At 67.5% G+C, this 17,975-nt stretch carries 17 protein-coding genes and 1 pseudogene; 8 read left to right on the forward strand and 10 right to left on the reverse strand.

All coding sequences use genetic code 11. The features are described from left to right. Nucleotides 1-216: 216 nt before the first annotated feature. From WS69_RS23325 to WS69_RS23340, 4 genes are all read right to left on the reverse strand, one after another. The gene (locus WS69_RS23325) at nt 217-999 is read right to left on the reverse strand and encodes a helix-turn-helix domain-containing protein (protein WP_108034054.1); all 783 of its coding nucleotides are present in this window, start codon (nt 997-999) and stop codon (nt 217-219) included. Nucleotides 1,000-1,011: 12 nt separating this feature from the next. Continuing rightward, a complete protein-coding gene (locus WS69_RS23330) occupies nt 1,012-1,422 on the reverse strand; it encodes a response regulator (protein ID WP_059473037.1) in 411 nt (136 codons plus the stop codon). 403 nt (nt 1,423-1,825) lie between these two features. Next, nucleotides 1,826-2,473: a response regulator gene (locus tag WS69_RS23335; protein WP_059473038.1), complete on the reverse strand. Its 648-nt coding sequence runs from the start codon at nt 2,471-2,473 to the stop codon at nt 1,826-1,828. After that, complete coding sequence (locus tag WS69_RS23340; RefSeq protein ID WP_059473039.1) at nt 2,470-4,518, reverse strand: PAS domain S-box protein; 2,049 nt, start codon at nt 4,516-4,518, stop codon at nt 2,470-2,472. Before WS69_RS23340 ends, WS69_RS23335 begins: the two co-directional genes overlap by 4 nt. Nucleotides 4,519-4,574: 56 nt before the next feature. Here WS69_RS23340 and WS69_RS33710 point away from each other — a divergent pair, with 56 nt between their 5' ends. The 7 genes and pseudogenes from WS69_RS33710 to WS69_RS23375 all read left to right on the forward strand — a co-directional run bounded on the left by WS69_RS33710 (nt 4,575) and on the right by WS69_RS23375 (nt 14,227). Then, complete coding sequence (locus WS69_RS33710; RefSeq protein WP_156438350.1) at nt 4,575-4,916, forward strand: hypothetical protein; 342 nt, start codon at nt 4,575-4,577, stop codon at nt 4,914-4,916. Nucleotides 4,917-5,276: 360 nt separating this feature from the next. Next, nucleotides 5,277-9,081, forward strand: a pseudogene (locus WS69_RS23350) (nitrate reductase subunit alpha). Then, a complete protein-coding gene (gene narH, locus WS69_RS23355) occupies nt 9,078-10,607 on the forward strand; it encodes a nitrate reductase subunit beta (RefSeq protein WP_059473041.1) in 1,530 nt (509 codons plus the stop codon). Before WS69_RS23350 ends, narH begins: the two are co-directional and overlap by 4 nt. Then, nucleotides 10,604-11,296 carry a nitrate reductase molybdenum cofactor assembly chaperone gene (gene narJ / locus WS69_RS23360; RefSeq protein ID WP_059473042.1) on the forward strand — a complete coding sequence of 231 codons (693 nt, stop codon included), beginning with the start codon at nt 10,604-10,606 and terminating at the stop codon, nt 11,294-11,296. The genes narH and narJ overlap by 4 nt, the downstream gene beginning before the upstream one ends. A 143-nt stretch (nt 11,297-11,439) precedes the next feature. Then, nucleotides 11,440-12,123, forward strand: a complete 684-nt coding sequence (gene narI / locus WS69_RS23365) for a respiratory nitrate reductase subunit gamma (protein WP_059473043.1) — start codon at nt 11,440-11,442, stop codon at nt 12,121-12,123. A 7-nt stretch (nt 12,124-12,130) separates the two neighbouring features. Beyond that, nucleotides 12,131-12,928: a peptidylprolyl isomerase gene (locus tag WS69_RS23370; RefSeq protein WP_059473044.1), complete on the forward strand. Its 798-nt coding sequence runs from the start codon at nt 12,131-12,133 to the stop codon at nt 12,926-12,928. A gap of 24 nt (nt 12,929-12,952) precedes the next feature. After that, a complete protein-coding gene (locus WS69_RS23375) occupies nt 12,953-14,227 on the forward strand; it encodes an MFS transporter (RefSeq protein WP_059473045.1) in 1,275 nt (424 codons plus the stop codon). Between the two features lie 4 nt (nt 14,228-14,231). On the opposite strand, the gene WS69_RS23380 is transcribed toward WS69_RS23375, so the two are convergent. The 5 genes from WS69_RS23380 to WS69_RS23400 all read right to left on the reverse strand — a co-directional run bounded on the left by WS69_RS23380 (nt 14,232) and on the right by WS69_RS23400 (nt 16,573). Beyond that, the gene (locus WS69_RS23380; RefSeq protein WP_059473046.1) at nt 14,232-14,579 is read right to left on the reverse strand and encodes a hypothetical protein; all 348 of its coding nucleotides are present in this window, start codon (nt 14,577-14,579) and stop codon (nt 14,232-14,234) included. A 40-nt stretch (nt 14,580-14,619) separates the two neighbouring features. Next, on the reverse strand, nt 14,620-14,838 hold the full coding sequence (locus WS69_RS23385) for a ribbon-helix-helix protein, CopG family (protein ID WP_010109026.1): 219 nt from the start codon (nt 14,836-14,838) through the stop codon (nt 14,620-14,622). Nucleotides 14,839-14,944: 106 nt separating this feature from the next. Next, the gene (locus tag WS69_RS23390; RefSeq protein WP_059473080.1) at nt 14,945-15,751 is read right to left on the reverse strand and encodes a fused MFS/spermidine synthase; all 807 of its coding nucleotides are present in this window, start codon (nt 15,749-15,751) and stop codon (nt 14,945-14,947) included. Between the two features lie 35 nt (nt 15,752-15,786). Beyond that, nucleotides 15,787-16,050 (reverse strand): HPr family phosphocarrier protein, encoded by a 264-nt coding sequence (locus WS69_RS23395; protein ID WP_059473047.1) that lies wholly within the window; start codon nt 16,048-16,050, stop codon nt 15,787-15,789. 76 nt (nt 16,051-16,126) lie between these two features. Continuing rightward, nucleotides 16,127-16,573, reverse strand: a complete 447-nt coding sequence (locus WS69_RS23400; protein WP_059473081.1) for a hypothetical protein — start codon at nt 16,571-16,573, stop codon at nt 16,127-16,129. Nucleotides 16,574-16,846: 273 nt separating this feature from the next. Here WS69_RS23400 and WS69_RS35350 point away from each other — a divergent pair, with 273 nt between their 5' ends. Further along, nucleotides 16,847-16,969 carry a hypothetical protein gene (locus WS69_RS35350; RefSeq protein WP_269434757.1) on the forward strand — a complete coding sequence of 41 codons (123 nt, stop codon included), beginning with the start codon at nt 16,847-16,849 and terminating at the stop codon, nt 16,967-16,969. A 201-nt stretch (nt 16,970-17,170) separates the two neighbouring features. On the opposite strand, the gene WS69_RS23410 is transcribed toward WS69_RS35350, so the two are convergent. Beyond that, the gene (locus WS69_RS23410; protein WP_059473049.1) at nt 17,171-17,944 is read right to left on the reverse strand and encodes a YoaK family protein; all 774 of its coding nucleotides are present in this window, start codon (nt 17,942-17,944) and stop codon (nt 17,171-17,173) included. Between the last annotated feature and the right edge of the window lie 31 nt (nt 17,945-17,975).

Genomic DNA, 17,975 nt, shown 5'->3' on the forward strand with positions numbered 1-17,975 from the left:
TTGCTACGCCGTCCCGAAGCGCCTCTTTCGAGGTAGGGTGATAATTCGTCGATCTTCGATTTCGTTTTCCTCGTAGCGGCCGGCCAGTTTGCTCCCCGTATTGTTCGGCCCCGTCGCAGCCCGGTTTGCCGAGCTTTTTTCCCCGTCGCGTTCGGCCTGCTGGCCTTTCTTCTATCCCCGTAGCGATTGTTCTGCGATCCGCGCGGCCCGCTCGCGTCACACGCGCGCGAGCCCGACCGGATCGATGATGCGGATCTGCTTGCCGCGCGGCGCGATCAGCTTGTCGCGCTGGAACTTCGACAGCATCCGGCTGACGGTCTCGAGCTTCATCCCGAGATAGCAGCCGATCTCCTCGCGCGTCATCCGCAGATTGAATTCCGCCGCCGAGTAGCCGCGCTTCTGGAAGCGCTCCGACATGTTGAGCAGGAATGCGGCGACGCGCTGCTCCGCCGTCATCGTGCCGAGCAGCATCATCTGGCTCGATTCGCGGACGATCTCGCCGCTCATCAGCCGGTGGACGTGGTGCTGCATCGGCTTCACTTCGCGGCACACCGCTTCGAGCTGCGCGAACGGGATGATGCAGACGGTGCTGTCCTCGAGCGCGACCGCGTCGCTGTTGTGGCGGCCGCCGCACACGCCGTCGAGCCCCATCGTTTCACCGGCGATCTGGAAGCCCGTCACGTGTTCCTGGCCGTCGCGATGCATGACGACCGTCTTGAACGAACCGGTGCGCACTGCATAGATGCTCTGGAACGTGTCGTGCGTGCGAAACAGCGTGTCGCCGCGCTTGATCTGACGCGTCGAGCAGATCAACGCGTCGAGTTTGGCGAATTCGTTGACGGTCAGGTCGGCGGGCATGCAGACGCTGCGCATCGTGCAGCTCGAGCAGCGCGTGGCCGGACGCTTCGCCGCGTCGTCGCGCGCGGCCGCGCGCAGCGGCATCGTCGCGCGCGGTCGTGCGACGGACGTGAAGGCCTTCTGCGTTTGCGCTTGCAACATGATCTGCTCCTGTCATTCGGCCGCGCTCGCTCGGCGCGCGCTGGCCAGGGTTCTCACGGCGCGGCATGCGGCGTCCACGTCGGCGGTCTTGTCGAAGAAGAAATCCGCCCCTGCGTCGTTGCATGCCGCGCGAAATGCCGCTCCGGACAGGTTGGTCAGCACGATCTTGACCACCTTCGGCGCGGCGCGCGTCAGCGCCGAAATCAACTCCAGCCCGCTGTCGCCCGTCAATCTCAGCTCGATGACGGCGACGTCGGCGCCCGATTCGAGAATGCCCGCCATCGCAGCCGGGACGTCCTCGGCTTCGCCGACCACCGCGACCCCGAGGATCGTTTCGAGCAGCGACGCAAGGCGCGCTCTGACCGGGGCCGCGTAGTCGACGAGAAAGACTCTCAGCGGAGGAGTTGATTCGCGTGCATCCATGGCCGGCAGTATGGTCTGCCCAATCGCGGCGTGAAATCAGCGCCGGGTGAAAATGAGGTAGGCGATGGCGCGGTCGCTGTAGGGATATCCCTACGAGGGTTTGAGCGGATGCGGACAAAGGGCGGGGCGGCGGCTGGCGACGTCGGGGGCGGGCATGGGACGAGCGGGCTGGCGGGCGGTGTCGACGGGAAAACGGGCGGGCCGATCGCGGGCGAGTCTGGGCGGGGACGGGGCGGCGGGCGGTGGCGGAGCGATGGAGTATGCGGTGCGCGAAGCGGCGGCCTGGCACCGTTGCGCTGCCGCCCGGGCGACGGCCGCCCGGCGAGCCGCCCAATGGGCGACGGCGCGACAGGCGCACGAGCGGCGGCCCGTCGCGCTACGGCGAGCGCCGACCGGACTTCGATCAGACCTCGTCGCTGTCGTCGAACAGCTTGTGCCGCATCGCGTAGCGGACGAGCGCCGCGTCGTGCGGCATCTGCATCTTCTCGAGGATGCGCGCCTTGTAGGTGCTGACCGTCTTCGCGCTGACGTTGAGCGCCTGCGCGATCTCGCTGATCGTCTCGCCGGCGGCGATCCGGCGGAACACGTCGAACTCGCGGTCCGACAGGCGCTGGTGCGGCAGCGACTCGGTGGGCTCGTTCAGGCTTTGCGCGAGCCGCTCGGCCATCGCGAGGCTCACGTAGACGCCGCCCGCCGCGATCTTCGTCAGCGCGCCGATGAGCTCCGCGCTCGCGCTTTCCTTCGTCATGTAGCCCGACGCGCCCGCGCGGAACGCACGCGACGCGTATTGCTGCTCCGCGTGCATCGTCAGCACGAGGATGCGCAGCGTCGGCTTTTCTTCCTTGATCTGCTTGATGAGATCGATGCCGTTGCGGCCCGGCATCGACAGGTCGAGCACGAGCACTTGCGCATCGGCCGAGCGCATCAGCTCGATCGTCGAGATGCCGTCGCACGCCTCGCCGGCGACTTCGAAGCCCGGCGTGCTGCTGAGGATGTGGCGCAGACCGTCGCGCACGAGCGCGTGATCGTCCGCGATCAGGACCTTGATCATGGAAGCGCGTCCTGTTGCCGGATCGCCGCGAGCGGCAGCGCGACCTTGATCGAGAAGCCGTGGCCGGGCGCGGAATCGGTCGTGACGGTGCCGCTCAGCATGTGTGCGCGCTCGCGGATGCCGATGAGGCCGAACGACTTGTCGCCGTGCGCGTCGCGACGCTCGTCGGGCTGCATGCCGCGGCCGTCGTCCTTGATCTGCAGCACGCAGAGGTCCTGGTCGATCGCGAGCATCAGCGTCACGCGGGTCGCGTCCGCGTGACGCGCGACGTTCGTCAGCGCCTCCTGGACGATCCGGAACAGCGTCGTCGCGCCGGCGTTCGAAAAGCTCGTGTCGGCCGTGTCGAGCCGGCGTTCGACGTCGATCCCGTAGCGGTTCGTGAAATCGTTCGCGAGCCATTCGATCGCGGGCACGAGGCCGAGATCGTCGAGCATCACGGGCCGCAGGTCGGCTGCGATGCGTCGCACCGACGCGACCGTCGAATCGATCAGGCGGCGCATCCCGTGCAATTGCTGCTCGACGGCCACGACCAGCTGCGCGTCGGGCTGCTCGTCGCGATAGCGGGCGAGCGCGAGCGCGATCGCCGACACGTCCATCTTGAGGGCGGTGAGTTGCTGGCCGAGGTCGTCGTGGAGCTCGCGCGCGATCCGCGTCTTTTCTTCCTCGCGCACGTTCTGCAGATTCGCGGACAGTTCGCGCAGCTCTTCGCGCGATTGCCGCAGCGCGGTCTCGGCGCGCACGCGCTCGGTCACGTCGCGCAGCATCACCGTGTACAGCTTGCCGGAGCCGTCGCGGATCTGCGAGATCGACGCTTCGATCGGAAACTCCTCGCCGTTCTCGCGCAGACCGAACAGCACGCGCTGGCGGCCCATCTGCCGGTCGGACACGCCCGTCACGCCGAACTGCTCGACGTGCCTCGCGTGCGCCGCGCGAAAGCGCTCGGGAATGAAGCGCGCGAGCGGCGAGCCGATCGCGTCCATCGCGGACACGCCGAACACGCGCTCGGCGGCCGGATTGAAGATCACGACGGTCTGTGTCTCGTCGATCGTGATGATCGCTTCCATCGACGAGCGGATGATGCCCATCATCCGCGCTTCGTTGATCGGATTGTCGTCGGCGTTCACGGCGCGCGCGCCGAGGCGGCTGACGAGCAGATACGCGAGCACCGCGAGCAGCGCGGACGTCGCCGCGCCGGCGACGAGCACCGTGGTCGCGACGGCGTTCGAGCGGATCGCCGCCCAGCGGTTTTCGGTCGTGTAGGCGAGCGTGAGCGGCGCGCCGCCGAAATTGAGCTGCTCGGTGCGGGCGAGCGGCGGATGCGACGTGTCGGCGCCGTTGTATTCGCGGTCGGTCGCGTAGACGAGCGTGCCCGGCTCGCCCGCCGTCAGGCGCAAGTCGATGTCGCGGTCGTTCGCGGTCGACAGCTCGATGAGGCGCCGCGCATCGAGCGTCGCGGCGACGAAGCCCGATGTGTCGGCGCGGCGGCGTTCGATGGCGGGCAGCGCTTCGTTCGACGTGTAGACGGGCAGATAGAGCGTGAGCGCGCCGACGCCGCTGTCCGGCGCGTACGCGCCGTCGGACGGCGTCGCATGCGCGTCGAGCGTGACCAGGCCGGAATCCGCCGCGCGCAGCAGCGCGGCGCGCGTCTGCGGATCGACGTTCGTCTGCGCGGCGCCGACGACGATCTTCGCGTCGACGAAGCCGAGCGAGCGGATCGGCGAGCGCGCGCGGTCGAGGTCGAGCTGCGCCTGATAGTTCGGCCAGCCGACGGCGGCGGGCGAAGCGTTCGCGCCGAGCATGCCGCGCGCGCCGCGCAGCACCGTCGCGGCCGCCAGCAGCTCTTGCCGCAGCGTGGTCGTCACGTGCCCGGCGCGCCGCTCGAAACGGGCTTGCGCGGCGTCGCGCTCCTGCTGCAGCACGAGACGTGCGACGCCGTATGACGCCGCGAATCCCAGCGCGGCGACGATCACGGCGACGAGCGCGCCGCGCCGGTCGGTACGGGACGCATCGCTCGATGCGCCAGGGCTGATCCCGCTGGCGGTCATGAGTTCATACCTATGCTTCGTTATGCCGGTGCTGCTGGTTGGGGAGCGTCGAGCATATGGGCTCGATGCGCAGCGGGAATTGGAATGTCGATATTTTGCGTGATTCCTGCCATTTTCGGCAATGCGACATCGCCGAGGTGCTGCGGATCAAATTCTTTCAAATATTACGCCGCCAGGCAATTCATTCGAATCCGGTGCGCCGTCCGCGTCAAGGCTCGCGCCTTGTCGGCGGCGTAAGGGTGCCCGCTGTGCGGCGCATCGTGCGGAGCGGCATCGGCGCATCGAACCGGCAACGCGCGGCACTCGACGCTGCGCTTTTTCATCCGCTGTCACAAGTACGCCGTCCAATTCGTCGATATTCGGCGACGCATGGCCATTGGCGTTTTCCATGCCTTTAGCCGTATTCGACTGTGCGCAGTCCTTTTTTCATGACCATTTTTTTCGACGTCGCTTCGGCGGATTCCGGCCGCGCAGGTCCGGCAGATGAAGTGTCGAATGCCGGAGCCGAAGCCGGAGCGACCGGTGGATTGCGCTGCCCACGCCCAAGCGCGCCGCACCGGACGGGCTCGAGATGCTCGCGCGCCGCGATCGCGACGACTGCGACGACCGCGCGGATCGACTCGCAATTGCGATCGCACGCACGATGCCGCATCCGGCGCTCGGCTCGCATTCTCGTCGAGATTGTTCACGTTACCTTTACTTTGTGAATGGCCGTTGCTAGATTCAAAACCGTGCGCCTCACCCCCACAAGGATCGCCATGAGCCATTTCCTGGACAGGCTGCGCTTTTTCACGACGACCCGCCCGCAGTTTTCCGACGGACATGGCGCGGTCACCGACGAGGACCGAAAGTGGGAAGAGGGCTACCGGCAACGCTGGCAGCACGACAAGATCGTCCGTTCGACGCACGGCGTGAACTGCACCGGCTCGTGCTCGTGGAAGGTCTACGTGAAAGGCGGCATCGTCACGTGGGAGACGCAGCAGACTGACTATCCGCGCACCCGCCCCGACATGCCGAATCACGAGCCGCGCGGCTGCTCGCGCGGCGCGTCGTACTCGTGGTACCTCTATAGCGCGAACCGGCTCAAGTATCCGCTCGTGCGCAGCGCGCTCGTCAAGTTGTGGCGCGCGCGGCGCCGCACGATGGCGCCCGTCGACGCATGGCGCTCGATCGTCGACGACGAAGCCGCGCGGCGCGGCTATCAGAGCCGCCGCGGCCTCGGCGGCTTCGTGCGCGCGACGTGGGAAGAAGTCAACGAGATCGTCGCGGCGGCGAACGTCCATACGATTGCGCGCCACGGGCCGGACCGCGTCGTCGGCTTCTCGCCGATTCCTGCGATGTCGATGGTGTCGTACGCGGCGGGCTCGCGCTATCTGTCGCTGATCGGCGGCGTGTGCCTCAGCTTCTACGACTGGTATTGCGACCTGCCGCCCGCGTCGCCGTAGACGTGGGGCGAGCAGACCGACGTGCCCGAGTCCGCCGACTGGTACAACTCGACGTTCATCGTGATGTGGGGCTCCAACGTCCCGCAGACGCGCACGCCCGACGCGCACTTCCTCGTCGAGGCGCGCTACAGGGGCACGAAGATCGTGTCGGTGTTTCCCGACTACGCGGAAGGCGCGAAGTTCGGCGACCTGTGGCTGCATCCGAAGCAGGGCACCGACGCGGCGCTCGCGCTCGCGATGGGCCACGTGATCCTGAAGGAATTCCACGTAGAAGGATCGAGCGACTACTTCTCCGATTACTGCCGCCGCTACACGGACATGCCGTGCCTCGTGCGGCTCGTTCCGCACGGCGCAGGCTACGCGCCCGAGCGGCTCGTGCGCGCGTCCGATTTCGACGGCGCTTTAGGCGAGGCCGAGCATCCGGACTGGAAGACCGTGATGATCGACGACGCGACGGGCGAGTTCGTCGTGCCGGTCGGCTCGGTCGGTTTCCGCTGGGCGCGGCAGGACGGCGGCGATCGAGGCAAGTGGAACCTGAAGGCGGAGACGTCGCGCGGCGGCGCGCTCGCGCCGCGCCTGTCGCTCGCGAAAGCGCATGACGAAGTCGTCGACGTGCTGTTTCCGTACTTCGGCAACCAGCCGCACGCGCATTTCGACCACACCGCGCATGCGTCCGAGCTGTCGCGCGGGATCGGCGCGCGGCGCGTCGCGACGCCGGACGGCGAAATGCTCGTCGCGACCGTCTACGATCTGTTCGTCGCGAACTACGGGCTCGACCAAGGCCTCGGCGGACGCGACGTCGCGACAAGCTATGACGACGACGTGCCGTACACGCCCGCGTGGCAGGAGGCGATCACCGGCGTGAAGCGCGAGGACGTGATCTCGGTCGCGCGCCAGTTCGCGGAGAACGCGCACAAGACGCAGGGCAAGTCGATGGTGATCGTCGGCGCGGGGATCAATCACTGGTTCCACATGGACATGACGTACCGCGCGATCATCAACATGCTGATCATGTGCGGCTGCGTCGGCAAGTCGGGCGGCGGCTGGTCGCATTACGTCGGGCAGGAGAAGCTGCGGCCGCAGACCGGCTGGACCGCGCTTGCGTTCGCGCTCGACTGGCACCGGCCGCCCCGGCAGATGAATTCGACGTCGTTCTTCTACGCGCATACCGACCAGTGGCGCTACGACCCGATGGATCCGTCGGCGCTGCTGTCGCCGCTCGCGGACAAGCGCCGCTTCCACGGCGCGCCGATCGACTACAACGTGCGCGCCGAGCGGATGGGCTGGCTGCCGTCCGCGCCGCAACTGGGCGCGAACCCGCTGCGCGTCGGCGCGGACATCGCCGATCCCGCGCACGCGGGCGCGGAGATCGCGCGGCGCTTAGCGTCGGGCGAGCTGAAGATGGCGTGCGAGGACCCGGACGCGCCCGAGAATTTTCCGCGCAACCTGTTCGTGTGGCGCTCGAACCTGCTCGGCTCGTCGGGCAAGGGCCACGAGTACTTCCTGAAGCACCTGCTCGGCACCACGCACGGCGTGCAGGGCGACGAGATCCGCGAAGGGGATGGCGGCCGGCGCCCTGAGGAAGTGACGTGGCATGCCGACGCGCCGCGCGGCAAGCTCGACCTGCTCGTCACGCTCGATTTCCGGATGTCGACGACCTGCATGTACTCGGACGTCGTGCTGCCGACCGCGACGTGGTACGAGAAGGACGACATGAACACGTCCGACATGCATCCGTTCATCCATCCGTTGTCGGCGGCGGTCGATCCGGCGTGGCAGTCGAAGAGCGACTGGGAGATTTTCAAGGGGATCGCGAAGCGCTTCTCGGAGCTGGCCGACGGGCATCTCGGGATCGAGCGCGACATCGTGCTCGCGCCGATCGCGCACGACAGTCCGGCGGAGCTCGCGCAGCCGTTCGACGTGCGCGACTGGAAGCAAGGCGAATGCGATGCGATTCCGGGCAAGACGATGCCGGCCGTCGCCGTCGTCGATCGCGACTATCCGGGCACGTACCGCAAGTTCACGTCGCTCGGGCCGCTGATGGACCGGCTCGGCAACGGCGGCAAGGGGATCGGCTGGGACACGAAGGACGAGGTCGCGCTGCTCGGCGCGCTCAACTATCGCGTCACCGAAGAAGGCTGCGCGCAGGGCCGCCCGCGGATCGACAGCGCGCTTGACGCGGCCGAGGTGATCCTCGCGCTCGCGCCGGAGACGAACGGCGCGGTCGCGGTGAAGGCGTGGCAGGCGCTGTCGCGCGTGACGGGCGTCGAGCACGCGCATCTCGCGCACGCGCGCGAGGACGAGAAGATTCGCTTTCGCGACATCCAGGCGCAGCCGCGCAAGATCATCTCGTCGCCGACGTGGAGCGGGATCGAGTCCGAGCACGTGTCGTACAACGCGGGCTACGTGAACGTGCACGAGTTCGTGCCGTGGCGCACGTTGAGCGGCCGGCAGCAGCTCTATCAGGATCATCCGTGGATGCGCGCGTTCGGCGAGTCGCTCTGCGCGTACAAGCCGCCCATCGATACCGGCAGCTACGCGCACATGGTCGGCCAGCGCTCGAACGGCAATCCCGAGATCGTGCTGAACTTCATCACGCCGCACCAGAAATGGGGCATTCACAGCACGTACACGGACAACCTGCTGATGCTGACGCTGTCGCGCGGCGGGCCGATCGTCTGGATGTCGGAGCGCGACGCGCAAGCGATCGGCGTCGCCGACAACGACTGGATCGAGTGCTACAACGCGAACGGCGCGTTGTGCGCGCGCCGTCGTGAGCCAGCGGGTGCCGCGCGGGATGGTGATGATGTATCACGCGCAGGAGAAGATCGTGAACACGCCGGGTTCCGAGATCACCGGCACGCGCGGCGGCATCCACAACTCGGTGACGCGCGTGTCGCTGAAGCCGACGCACATGATCGGCGGCTATGCGCAACTGTCGTACGGCTTCAACTATTACGGCACCGTCGGCTCGAATCGCGACGAGTTCCTGATCGTGCGCAAGATGAAGCGGATCGATTGGCTCGACGGCGAAGATGAACGCGAAGGCGGCGCGATTGCCGCCGGCGCATCGGCCGCACCGGGCGAACGCAACGTCGATGCAGGAGAAACCCGATGAAAATCCGCGCGCAGATCGCGATGGTGCTCAATCTCGACAAGTGCATCGGCTGCCACACGTGCTCGGTCACGTGCAAGAACGTATGGACGAGCCGCGAAGGGATGGAGTACGCGTGGTTCAACAACGTCGAGACGAAGCCGGGCATCGGCTATCCGAAGGATTGGGAAAACCAGGAGCGCTGGCGCGGCGGCTGGAAGCGGCGCGCGGACGGCAGGATCGAGCCGCGCCTCGGCGGCAAGTGGCGGCTGCTCGCGCAGATCTTCGCGAATCCGCATCTGCCGGAGATCGACGACTACTACGAGCCGTTCACGTTCGACTACGCGCATCTGCAGGAAGCGGGCGATGCGAAGGCGATGCCCGTCGCGCGCCCGCGCTCGCTCGTGAGCGGCGAGCGGCTCGAGAAGATCGAGTGGGGGCCGAACTGGGAGGAGATTCTCGGCGGCGAGTTCGACAAGCGTTCGAAGGATTACAACTTCGACAACGTGCAGAAGGACATCTACGGCCAGTTCGAGAACACGTTCATGATGTACCTGCCGCGGCTTTGCGAGCATTGCCTGAATCCGGCGTGCGTCGCCGCGTGCCCGTCGGGCTCGATCTACAAGCGCGAGGAAGACGGGATCGTGCTGATCGACCAGGATAAGTGCCGCGGCTGGCGGATGTGCGTGTCCGGCTGCCCGTACAAGAAGATCTACTACAACTGGCAGAGCGGCAAGGCGGAGAAGTGTATCTTCTGCTATCCGCGCATCGAGGCGGGCCAGCCGACCGTCTGCTCGGAGACCTGCGTCGGCCGTATCCGCTATCTCGGCGTGCTGCTGTACGACGCCGACCGCATCGGCGAGGCGGCGAGCGTCGAGCGCGAGACGGATCTGTACGAAGCGCAGCTCGCGCTCTTTCTCGATCCGAACGATCCCGCGATCGCCGCGCAGGCCGAGCGCGACGGCGTGCCCGCCGCGTGGCTCGACGCGGCGAAGCGCTCGCCCGTCTACAAGATGGCGATCGACTGGAAGATCGCGTTCCCGCTGCATCCGGAATACCGCACGCTGCCGATGGTGTGGTACGTGCCGCCGCTGTCGCCGATCAACGCGGCGGCGAACAGCGGCGCGCTCGGGATGAACGGCTATCTGCCGGACGTCGAATCGCTGCGGATTCCGCTGCGCTATCTCGCGAACCTGCTGACGGCGGGCGACGAAGCGCCGGTGAAGCTCGCGCTGGAGCGGCTGCTCGCGATGCGCGCGTTCATGCGCGCGCGGCACGTCGATCGCGTCGATGCGCCGGGCGTGCTGAAGCAGGGCGGCCTGTCGATCGCGCAGGTCGACGAGATGTACCGCTATCTCGCGATCGCGAACTACGAGGATCGCTTCGTGATCCCGACGGCCCATCGCGAATACGCGGAGGATGCGTTCGATCTGCGCGCGTCGTGCGGCTTCTCGTTCGGCAACGGCTGCTCGGGCGGGACGTCGGAAACGAGTCTCTTCGGCATGAAAAAAAGCCAGAAGACGATTCCGATCAAGGAGGTGGGGGGATGAGCGACGCACCGCTCGAGCCGCGCGGCGCGGTGTATTCGGCGCTGTCGGCGCTGCTCGATTATCCGGGCGACGCGCTCGTCGACGCGCTGCCCGCGATCGACGCCTGCTTGCGCGACGCGAAAGGGCTGACGAAAGACGCGCGCGCGGGGCTCGCCCGCTTTCTCGCGTATCTCGGCGAGCGCGATCTGCTGACGCTGCAGGAGAATTACGTCGCGCTGTTCGATCGCGGGCGCGCGACGTCGCTGCATCTGTTCGAGCACGTGCACGGCGAATCGCGCGATCGAGGCCAGGCGATGGTCGATCTGCTGCGGATGTACGAGCAACACGGGCTGTATCTGAGCGCGCACGAGCTGCCCGATTATCTGCCGGTGTTCCTCGAATATCTGTCGCGCCTGCCCGAGCGCGACGCGCGCAACCTGCTCGCGGAGACGGCCGAGATCCTACGGTCGCTCGCGGCGGCGCTCGCCAAGCGGGGCAGCCATTACGGCTTCTTGATCGGCGCGCTGCTGTCGCTCGCGGGCAAGGGGCAGGCAGACGTGCCCGATGCGCCGGACGACGACGCGCACACGGTCGTCGACCATCGCGCGCTCGACGCCGACTACGTGGACGAACCGGTACGTTTCGTCGGCGCGGCGACGCCGGGCGCGACGGAGCCCGTGCGGTTCTACGACAAGCGGCCGGGACGGTAGACGGCGGGACACGGGCGGGCGCAGGGGCGTCGACGCGCAGCCGGCAAGCGTCGCCGGTCACGGGCGGAAGCGCGGACGAAGGCCCAACGAAAAACTCGCCGAAGGTTTCGGCGAAGGACCCGACGAAGGATCAGGAGAAGCCCATGAGCGATTACCTGAATACGTTTCTGTTCGGCATCTATCCGTATCTGTGTCTTGCGGTGCTTTTGATCGGCAGCCTGATCCGCTTCGATCGCGAGCAATACACGTGGAAGAGCGATTCGTCGCAGTTGCTGCGGCACGGCGCGCTGCGGCTCGGCAGCAACCTGTTCCACTGGGGCGTGCTCGTCGTCGTGATCGGCCACTTCGCCGGCTTTCTCGCGCCGCACTGGCTCGTGTCGCCGTTCCTGTCTGCGTCCGCGCATCAGTTGATCGCGATGGTCGGGGGCGGCGCGGCGGGCGCGGTCGCGATCGTCGGGCTCACGATCCTGATCGCGCGACGTCTCGGCGATGCGCGGATCCGCCGCAACAGCCGCAAGTCCGACATTCTGATCGTGCTGATGCTGTGGGCGCAGCTCGCGCTCGGGCTCGGGACCGTCGTGCTGTCGGCGCGCCACATGGACGGCGCGATGTTCGAAGTGCTGACCGACTACGTGAAGGGCGTGGTCACGTTCCGGCCGGGCGTCGCCGAGCTGCTCGCCGGCGTGCCGTGGACCTATCGCGCGCACATCCTGCTCGGCTTCACGATCTTCCTCGTGTCGCCGTTCACGCGAATGGTGCACGTCTGGAGCGGCTTCGCGTCGGTCGCGTATCTGATTCGGCCGTATCAAGTGGTGCGCAAGCGCTGAGACGCCGATGAACGCGATCGACGAAACCCCCGGCGCGCAGCGGCCTGCGCGCGTCAGCGTCAACGGCGTCGAGATCGGCGCGTCCGACATCGACGACGAGCGTGCACATCACGGCGATGCCGACGATCCGCTCGATGCGGCGCGGCGCGCGCTCGTCGTGCGCGAGTTGCTGCGGCAGCGCACGGTCGCGCTCGGGCTCGCGGCGGGCGGCGCGCCGCTCGACGACGGCGTGCTCGACGCGCTGCTCGCGAGCGAGCTCACGCATCTGCCGGAGCCGACGCGCGACGATTGCGAGCGCTATTACCGGAACCATGCGGTGCGCTTTCGCCGGCGCGACATCGTCTACGCGAGCCATATCCTGTTCGCGGTGACGGACGCGACGCCGCTCGCGCCGCTGCGCCGCGAGGCCGAGGCGACGCTCGCGCGCGTGCTCGCCGATTCGCAGACGTTCGAGACGCGCGCGCGCGAGCTGTCGAACTGTCCGTCGGCGAACGTCGGCGGCAGCCTCGGGCAGCTGCTGCGCGGCGATTCGGTGCCGGAGTTCGAGGCGGCCGTGTTCGATACGCCGGACCTGGGCGTGCTGCCGCGCCTCGTGAATACGCGCTTCGGTTTCCACATCGTGCGGATCGACCGTCGCGTGCCGGGCGATCCGGTGCCGTTCGACGCGGTCGCATCCGACATCGCCGCGTTTCTCGCCGAGCACGTGCGGCACAAGGCGATCCAGCAATACGTGACGCTCCTTGCGAGCGGCGCACGGATCGAGGGCGTCGCGCTCGGCGACGCGAACGGCCCGCTGGTTCAGTGAACTGATCGACAAAGGAGGGCGGACATGGCCTCACAGCACGGTTCCGGCGCGTTCGACCATGTCCTCGCCGTCCCGGCGCGCGCATGGTCGGTGCTCTTTGCGAGCACGCTCGCGTTTCTCGTCTGCTTCGTCGTCTGGATGATGTTCGGCGTGATCGGCATCCAGCTGCGCGAGGATCTGCATCTGAACGCGACCGAATTCGGGCTGCTCACGTCGACGCCGGTGCTGACGGGCGCGCTGATGCGGCTGCCGCTCGGCGCGTGGACCGACCGCTTCGGCGGCCGCATCGTGATGACCGTGCTGCTCGTCACCTGCGCGGTGCCGGTCTATGCGGTCAGCTATGCGACCGAGCTCTGGCAATTCCTGTTGATCGGACTCTTTCTGGGCTGCGTCGGCGCGTCGTTCGCGGTCGGCACGCCGTATGTCGCGCGCTTCTTTCCGCCGCAACGGCGCGGGCTCGCGATGGGCGTGTTCGGCGCCGGCACGGCCGGTGCGGCGGTCAATCTGTTCGTCACGCCGCTCTTGCTCGCCGCGTATGGCTGGCGCTTCGTGCCGCGCGTGTACGCCGTCGCGCTCGTCGTCACCGCGGCGATCTTCTGGCTCGCGTCGGCGCCCGATCCCGGCGCGGGCGCGCAAAAGGGCGCGTGGCTCGACTCGTTCAAGGTGCTGCGCGATCCGCGCGTGTGGAAGCTCTGCCAGTACTATTCGATCACGTTCGGCGGCTTCACCGCGCTGTCGCTGTGGATACCGCAGTATCTGAAGAACGGTTACGGGATGTCGCTCGTCGCCGCGTCGGCGTTCGCGGCGGGATTCTCGTTGCCGGGCTCGGTGCTGCGCGCGCTCGGCGGCGGGCTGTCCGACCGCTACGGCTCGCATGCGGTGACCTGGTGGGGGCTGTGGGTCGCGTGGATCTGCTTGTTCCTGCTGTCCTATCCGCCGACCGACCTCGTGATCCATACGGTCGACGGCACAACGACGCTGCAACTGCACCTTCCGCTCGCCGGGTTCGTCGCGCTGACGTTCGCGCTCGGCGCCGTGTTCGCGTTCGGGATGGCGTCGACGTTCAAGTATGTCGCCGACGATTTTCCGGACAACATGGGCGTCGTCACCGGCATCGTCGGGCTCGCGGGCGGACTCGGCGGCTTTCTGCTGCCGATCATCTTCGGCGCGCTCGTCGATCTGTTCCGCGTGCGCTCGACGTGCTTCATGTTCCTGTACGGGATCGTCTGGGTGTCGCTGATCATCCTCTATCTGTCTGAGATCCGGCGCGTGCCGGTTCCGGGCGGCGTCAGGCGCTGAACGGTCAGGCCACGCGCTCGGCGTCGGCCGGCTGCGCTTGCGGTTCGTCCGCCGGCGCCTGCTTGCCGTGCGACGACGACCGCTTGCCGTGCGACGACGACCGCTTGCGCGCGGCCGGCTCGAGAATGCTCGAGGCGTTGCCGAGGAAGAGCCAGTGGACCTGGTCGGGCGCGGACGCGTCGGTTTCGCGAATCCAGTTCGCGCCGCAGGCGCCGCAGCGGTATTTGCCGATCTCGATCGGCTTGCGCAGCAGCGGCCGCAGCCTGGTCGGCTTGCCGACGGCGACGAGCGGCACGCCGCTCGCGGGATGCCGCTCGGCGAGGAGCAGCTGACAGACATCGCAAGGTATCATTGCTGCTTTCGTACGACGCGGGCGCGCACGCACCCATGAATCAGGCGACGGTCTTGCGGCGCGGCTGCGGCTTCGCGGCGCCGCGGACGGCAACTGGACTGCGCGTCTTGTAGCTCACGCCGTGCTGCTCGAGATAGTCGCGAATCATCTGACGCACGACTTGCGATGGCGTCAGATCCTGCGCGGCGCACAACTGCTCGAACGCCTTCTTCTTGAAGGGGTCGATCAGGACGGTCAGACGAGCGCTTTTCGTTTCCATGGCGGGACACAGTGGCGAGTATGTTAATCAAATTATAATACATGCCGATTCCCGGACGATTTTTCGTCCGTCCCCTCATTTCCGGCGCGGCTTCGCGCGCCGCGGATCAAGCCTCGATCGGTTCGCCGAACCGGCTCCAATCGTAGCTCACGCCCAGTTCGATGCGCACCGCCGCCTCGACGAGATCGACGCTGTGCCGATCCGCAATCGCGTTCGCGCGCTCGATCATCGTCTCGAGCGACGGCAGCGGCGCGTCGCCTTTCCACGCGAAGCCGATCAGATTGAGCGCGCTGTCCTCGGCGGGCGCGAGCGTCGCCGACGCGCCGAACACATCGCGCAGCGCGGCGAGGCAGTCGGCGACGCGCGGATCGTCGGTCAGCAGGTTGACGACGAGCACGCCGCCTTCCGCGAGATGACGATGGCAGTCGGCATAGAATTGCCGGTTGCCGAGCTCGTACGGCAGGCCGGCGGCGTCGAAGCCGTCGACGATCAGCACGTCGGCGCACGCATCGCGAGACGCGACGTAACGGGCGCCGTCGGCGCACAGGACCGCGAAGCGCGCGTCGTCGGGCGGAATCCGGAACCGGTCGCGCAGTGCGATCACGTCCGGATTGATTTCGACTGTCGTGATTTGTGCATCGGGCAGGTGCCGGTGGCAATACTTCGCGAGCGAGCCGCCGCCCAGGCCGATCATTGCGATCCGGCGCGGCTCGGGACGCAGCAGCAGAAAGCCCATCGCCGTGCGCGTGTAGCCGAGCGCGAGCATGTCCGGGCTGTCGGCGTACATGCAGCTTTGCATGCCGCGGTCGTCGAAGCACAGTGACACGAGGTGCGGCGTTTCGATCACGACCGGCGAGTTCGCGCGCCCGCAGCGGTGCGGGGCGGACAGCGGCTCGGACGCGTTCGCGGACATGCCGGGAAAACGCGGTCGCATCGGCCGATTTCCGCTCATCGGCTCGCGGTCAGCAACGAAGCGAGCGAATCGAGCGCGTCGTCCTCGTCGGGGCCGCTCGACAGGATCTGCATCTGCGTGCCGCACTTCGCGCGCAGCGCGACGACGGACATCACGTCCTTCGCGTTTGCGCGGCGGCCGTTCGCGACGACGACGATGTCGCTCTGAAAGCAGCCAGCCGTGCCGGCGAGCGCCTGACCGGCGAGCGCGGCGTCGTAGCGCCCCCATTTCAGGCCGATCTCGATCAATGCTTGTGCCACCAGGATTCCTTCAAGTAATTCATCGCGCGCCGGCCGTTCCGTCCGGCTTTCGCGCGTGCCTGCTGCGCGTGCCTGCTCAGTGCATGACGCGGGCCTGCGCACGGGCGAGGAATGCGAGCAGTTCGCCATCCCACGCGTCATCCTGCAGGACGATCTTCGCCGTGTCGAGCGGCTTCATGTCGCGGTTCAGATGCATGAGGAGGAGCGACCGGGGCGGGCACGGCCGGCGGAAGAAGTGCCCGTCGTCGTCGAGGAAGAGGCAGGGGCGCTGCCGGATCCGCGCGCTCGAGACCGAGATTCGATCGAGCACGTGGCGCGCCGATTCCTTCGGGTAAACGAAGATGACGTTCGTGCCGAGCGCTTCGAGGCGCCCGCAGGCGTCCGCGAAACGGTACAGCATCTGGAAGCCGCGCTCTCCGCTCCGGCCGACGCCGACGATCACGAGCCCCTGCGCGCCCATCACGTCCCGCGCCTCGCGACGCGCGTAGTCGTGAGCCAGGAGCGCTACATGCATGTCGAACATGCGTGCCTCCGGGACGGGCCGCGCATCGGGCGGCACGTGCAGTTGAGCCAATCGCCGGACGGGGCCGGCGCGCGATCGATCATTTTCGTGCCAAGGAATGTATATGCACATAACATTAACATGATATGTGCGTGTCAGGAAAGTGGGCGAGTGCGTCGAACGGGGCTGGCCTGGGTGCGAGAGGGGAGGCGGTGCGTACTCCGGTTGCTGACGAAATGCTTTCGGCTTAATAGTGTAACCGGCCGTCGCGGCCTGCACGACACTGCTGCCGACGTGGACGTGGACGTGGACGTGGACGTGGACGTGGACGTGGACGTGGACGTGGACGTGGACGTGGACGTGGACGTGGACTCGCGGCCGGCCGGGTGGCGGCGAGCGACGGTATTCGAAACTTGACATTGCTTTCGCTCTCGCCCTCGGGGCCGGGACGCCGGACCCGGAACGCGAACCTGTCGTGCGGGGCGGAGCGCGCAAGGCGGCGCTCCGTGATCGGGCCGCGCCGAGCGAGGCGACCCCGCCCGAGTCCGCGCCGGCAAGCGCCGCCCATCTACGCGCGCGAATCGACGCGGGCGGGCGCCGCCGCGCTCCCGCGCGCCATCAATGCACGCGCCCGTCGCCCGGCCGGCTCGCCCATTCGCGCAGATCGTCGAGCATCGGCACGCCGGCCAGCACGACGAGGAGGCCGGCGAGCGGGATCGTCACCGAATAGCCGACATGCTTGAAGCCGAGCGCGCCCGCGAGGCCGCCGGCGAAGAACATCGCCAGCATCGCGCCGAGCACGCGCAGCTTCTGCCGGTTCGCGTACACATCGGGCTCGCCGGGCCCGGCTTGCGTCGAATTCCAGTAGAACAGCTTGCCGAGCTCGATGCCGAGATCAGTGACGATGCCCGTCATGTGCGTCGTGCGGATCTCGGCGTTCGAGAGCTTCGTGATGATCGCGTTCTGCAGGCCCATGATGAAACACAGCAGGACGACGGTGACGGGCACGAAGAACGTCCGCCAGAGCGCGAGATGGCTGCCGAGCAGGCCGAAGCACAGCAGCAGGAACGCCTCGAGCAGCAGCGGGAACGCGTAGCGGCTGTGCAGCCGCTTGCGCCGCCCCCAATTGACGAGCACGGCCGACGATGCGGCGCCGAGCAGGAACGACGCGAGCGACGCGATTCCCGCGAACGCGAGTACGACGTTGCCGAGCGCCGCCTGATCGGCGATCGCCGATACGATCCCGCTCATGTGCGACGTGTACTGCTTGACGGCAAGAAAGCCGCCGGCGTTCGCGGCGCCCGCGACGAACGCGAGGGAAAAGCCGAGGTGCCGGTTGGCGTCGAGATTGCGATCCTTTCCGGCGAGACTGCGAAAGTAGGCGACTGGCATGGCATGGCGTGGCGGCGGATGGTCCTGCGCG

Source organism: Burkholderia sp. BDU5, from assembly GCF_001522845.1.
In the GTDB taxonomy this organism is placed as follows: Bacteria; Pseudomonadota; Gammaproteobacteria; order Burkholderiales; family Burkholderiaceae; genus Burkholderia; species Burkholderia mayonis.

What these genes read in the sequence shown, in the direction of transcription:
- WS69_RS23390 (WP_059473080.1), bottom strand. Translation starts at nt 15,751, where the DNA reads ATGTCCGCGAACGCGTCCGAGCCGCTGTCCGCCCCGCACCGCTGCGGG.
- WS69_RS23330 (WP_059473037.1), bottom strand. Translation starts at nt 1,422, where the DNA reads ATGGATGCACGCGAATCAACTCCTCCGCTGAGAGTCTTTCTCGTCGAC.
- WS69_RS23380 (WP_059473046.1), bottom strand. Translation starts at nt 14,579, where the DNA reads ATGATACCTTGCGATGTCTGTCAGCTGCTCCTCGCCGAGCGGCATCCC.
- WS69_RS23325 (WP_108034054.1), bottom strand. Translation starts at nt 999, where the DNA reads ATGTTGCAAGCGCAAACGCAGAAGGCCTTCACGTCCGTCGCACGACCG.
- WS69_RS23340 (WP_059473039.1), bottom strand. Translation starts at nt 4,518, where the DNA reads ATGACCGCCAGCGGGATCAGCCCTGGCGCATCGAGCGATGCGTCCCGT.
- WS69_RS23410 (WP_059473049.1), bottom strand. Translation starts at nt 17,944, where the DNA reads ATGCCAGTCGCCTACTTTCGCAGTCTCGCCGGAAAGGATCGCAATCTC.
- WS69_RS23370 (WP_059473044.1), top strand. Translation starts at nt 12,131, where the DNA reads ATGAACGCGATCGACGAAACCCCCGGCGCGCAGCGGCCTGCGCGCGTC.
- narH (WP_059473041.1), top strand. Translation starts at nt 9,078, where the DNA reads ATGAAAATCCGCGCGCAGATCGCGATGGTGCTCAATCTCGACAAGTGC.
- WS69_RS23400 (WP_059473081.1), bottom strand. Translation starts at nt 16,573, where the DNA reads ATGTTCGACATGCATGTAGCGCTCCTGGCTCACGACTACGCGCGTCGC.
- WS69_RS23335 (WP_059473038.1), bottom strand. Translation starts at nt 2,473, where the DNA reads ATGATCAAGGTCCTGATCGCGGACGATCACGCGCTCGTGCGCGACGGT.
- WS69_RS23375 (WP_059473045.1), top strand. Translation starts at nt 12,953, where the DNA reads ATGGCCTCACAGCACGGTTCCGGCGCGTTCGACCATGTCCTCGCCGTC.
- narJ (WP_059473042.1), top strand. Translation starts at nt 10,604, where the DNA reads ATGAGCGACGCACCGCTCGAGCCGCGCGGCGCGGTGTATTCGGCGCTG.
- narI (WP_059473043.1), top strand. Translation starts at nt 11,440, where the DNA reads ATGAGCGATTACCTGAATACGTTTCTGTTCGGCATCTATCCGTATCTG.
- WS69_RS33710 (WP_156438350.1), top strand. Translation starts at nt 4,575, where the DNA reads ATGGGCTCGATGCGCAGCGGGAATTGGAATGTCGATATTTTGCGTGAT.
- WS69_RS23385 (WP_010109026.1), bottom strand. Translation starts at nt 14,838, where the DNA reads ATGGAAACGAAAAGCGCTCGTCTGACCGTCCTGATCGACCCCTTCAAG.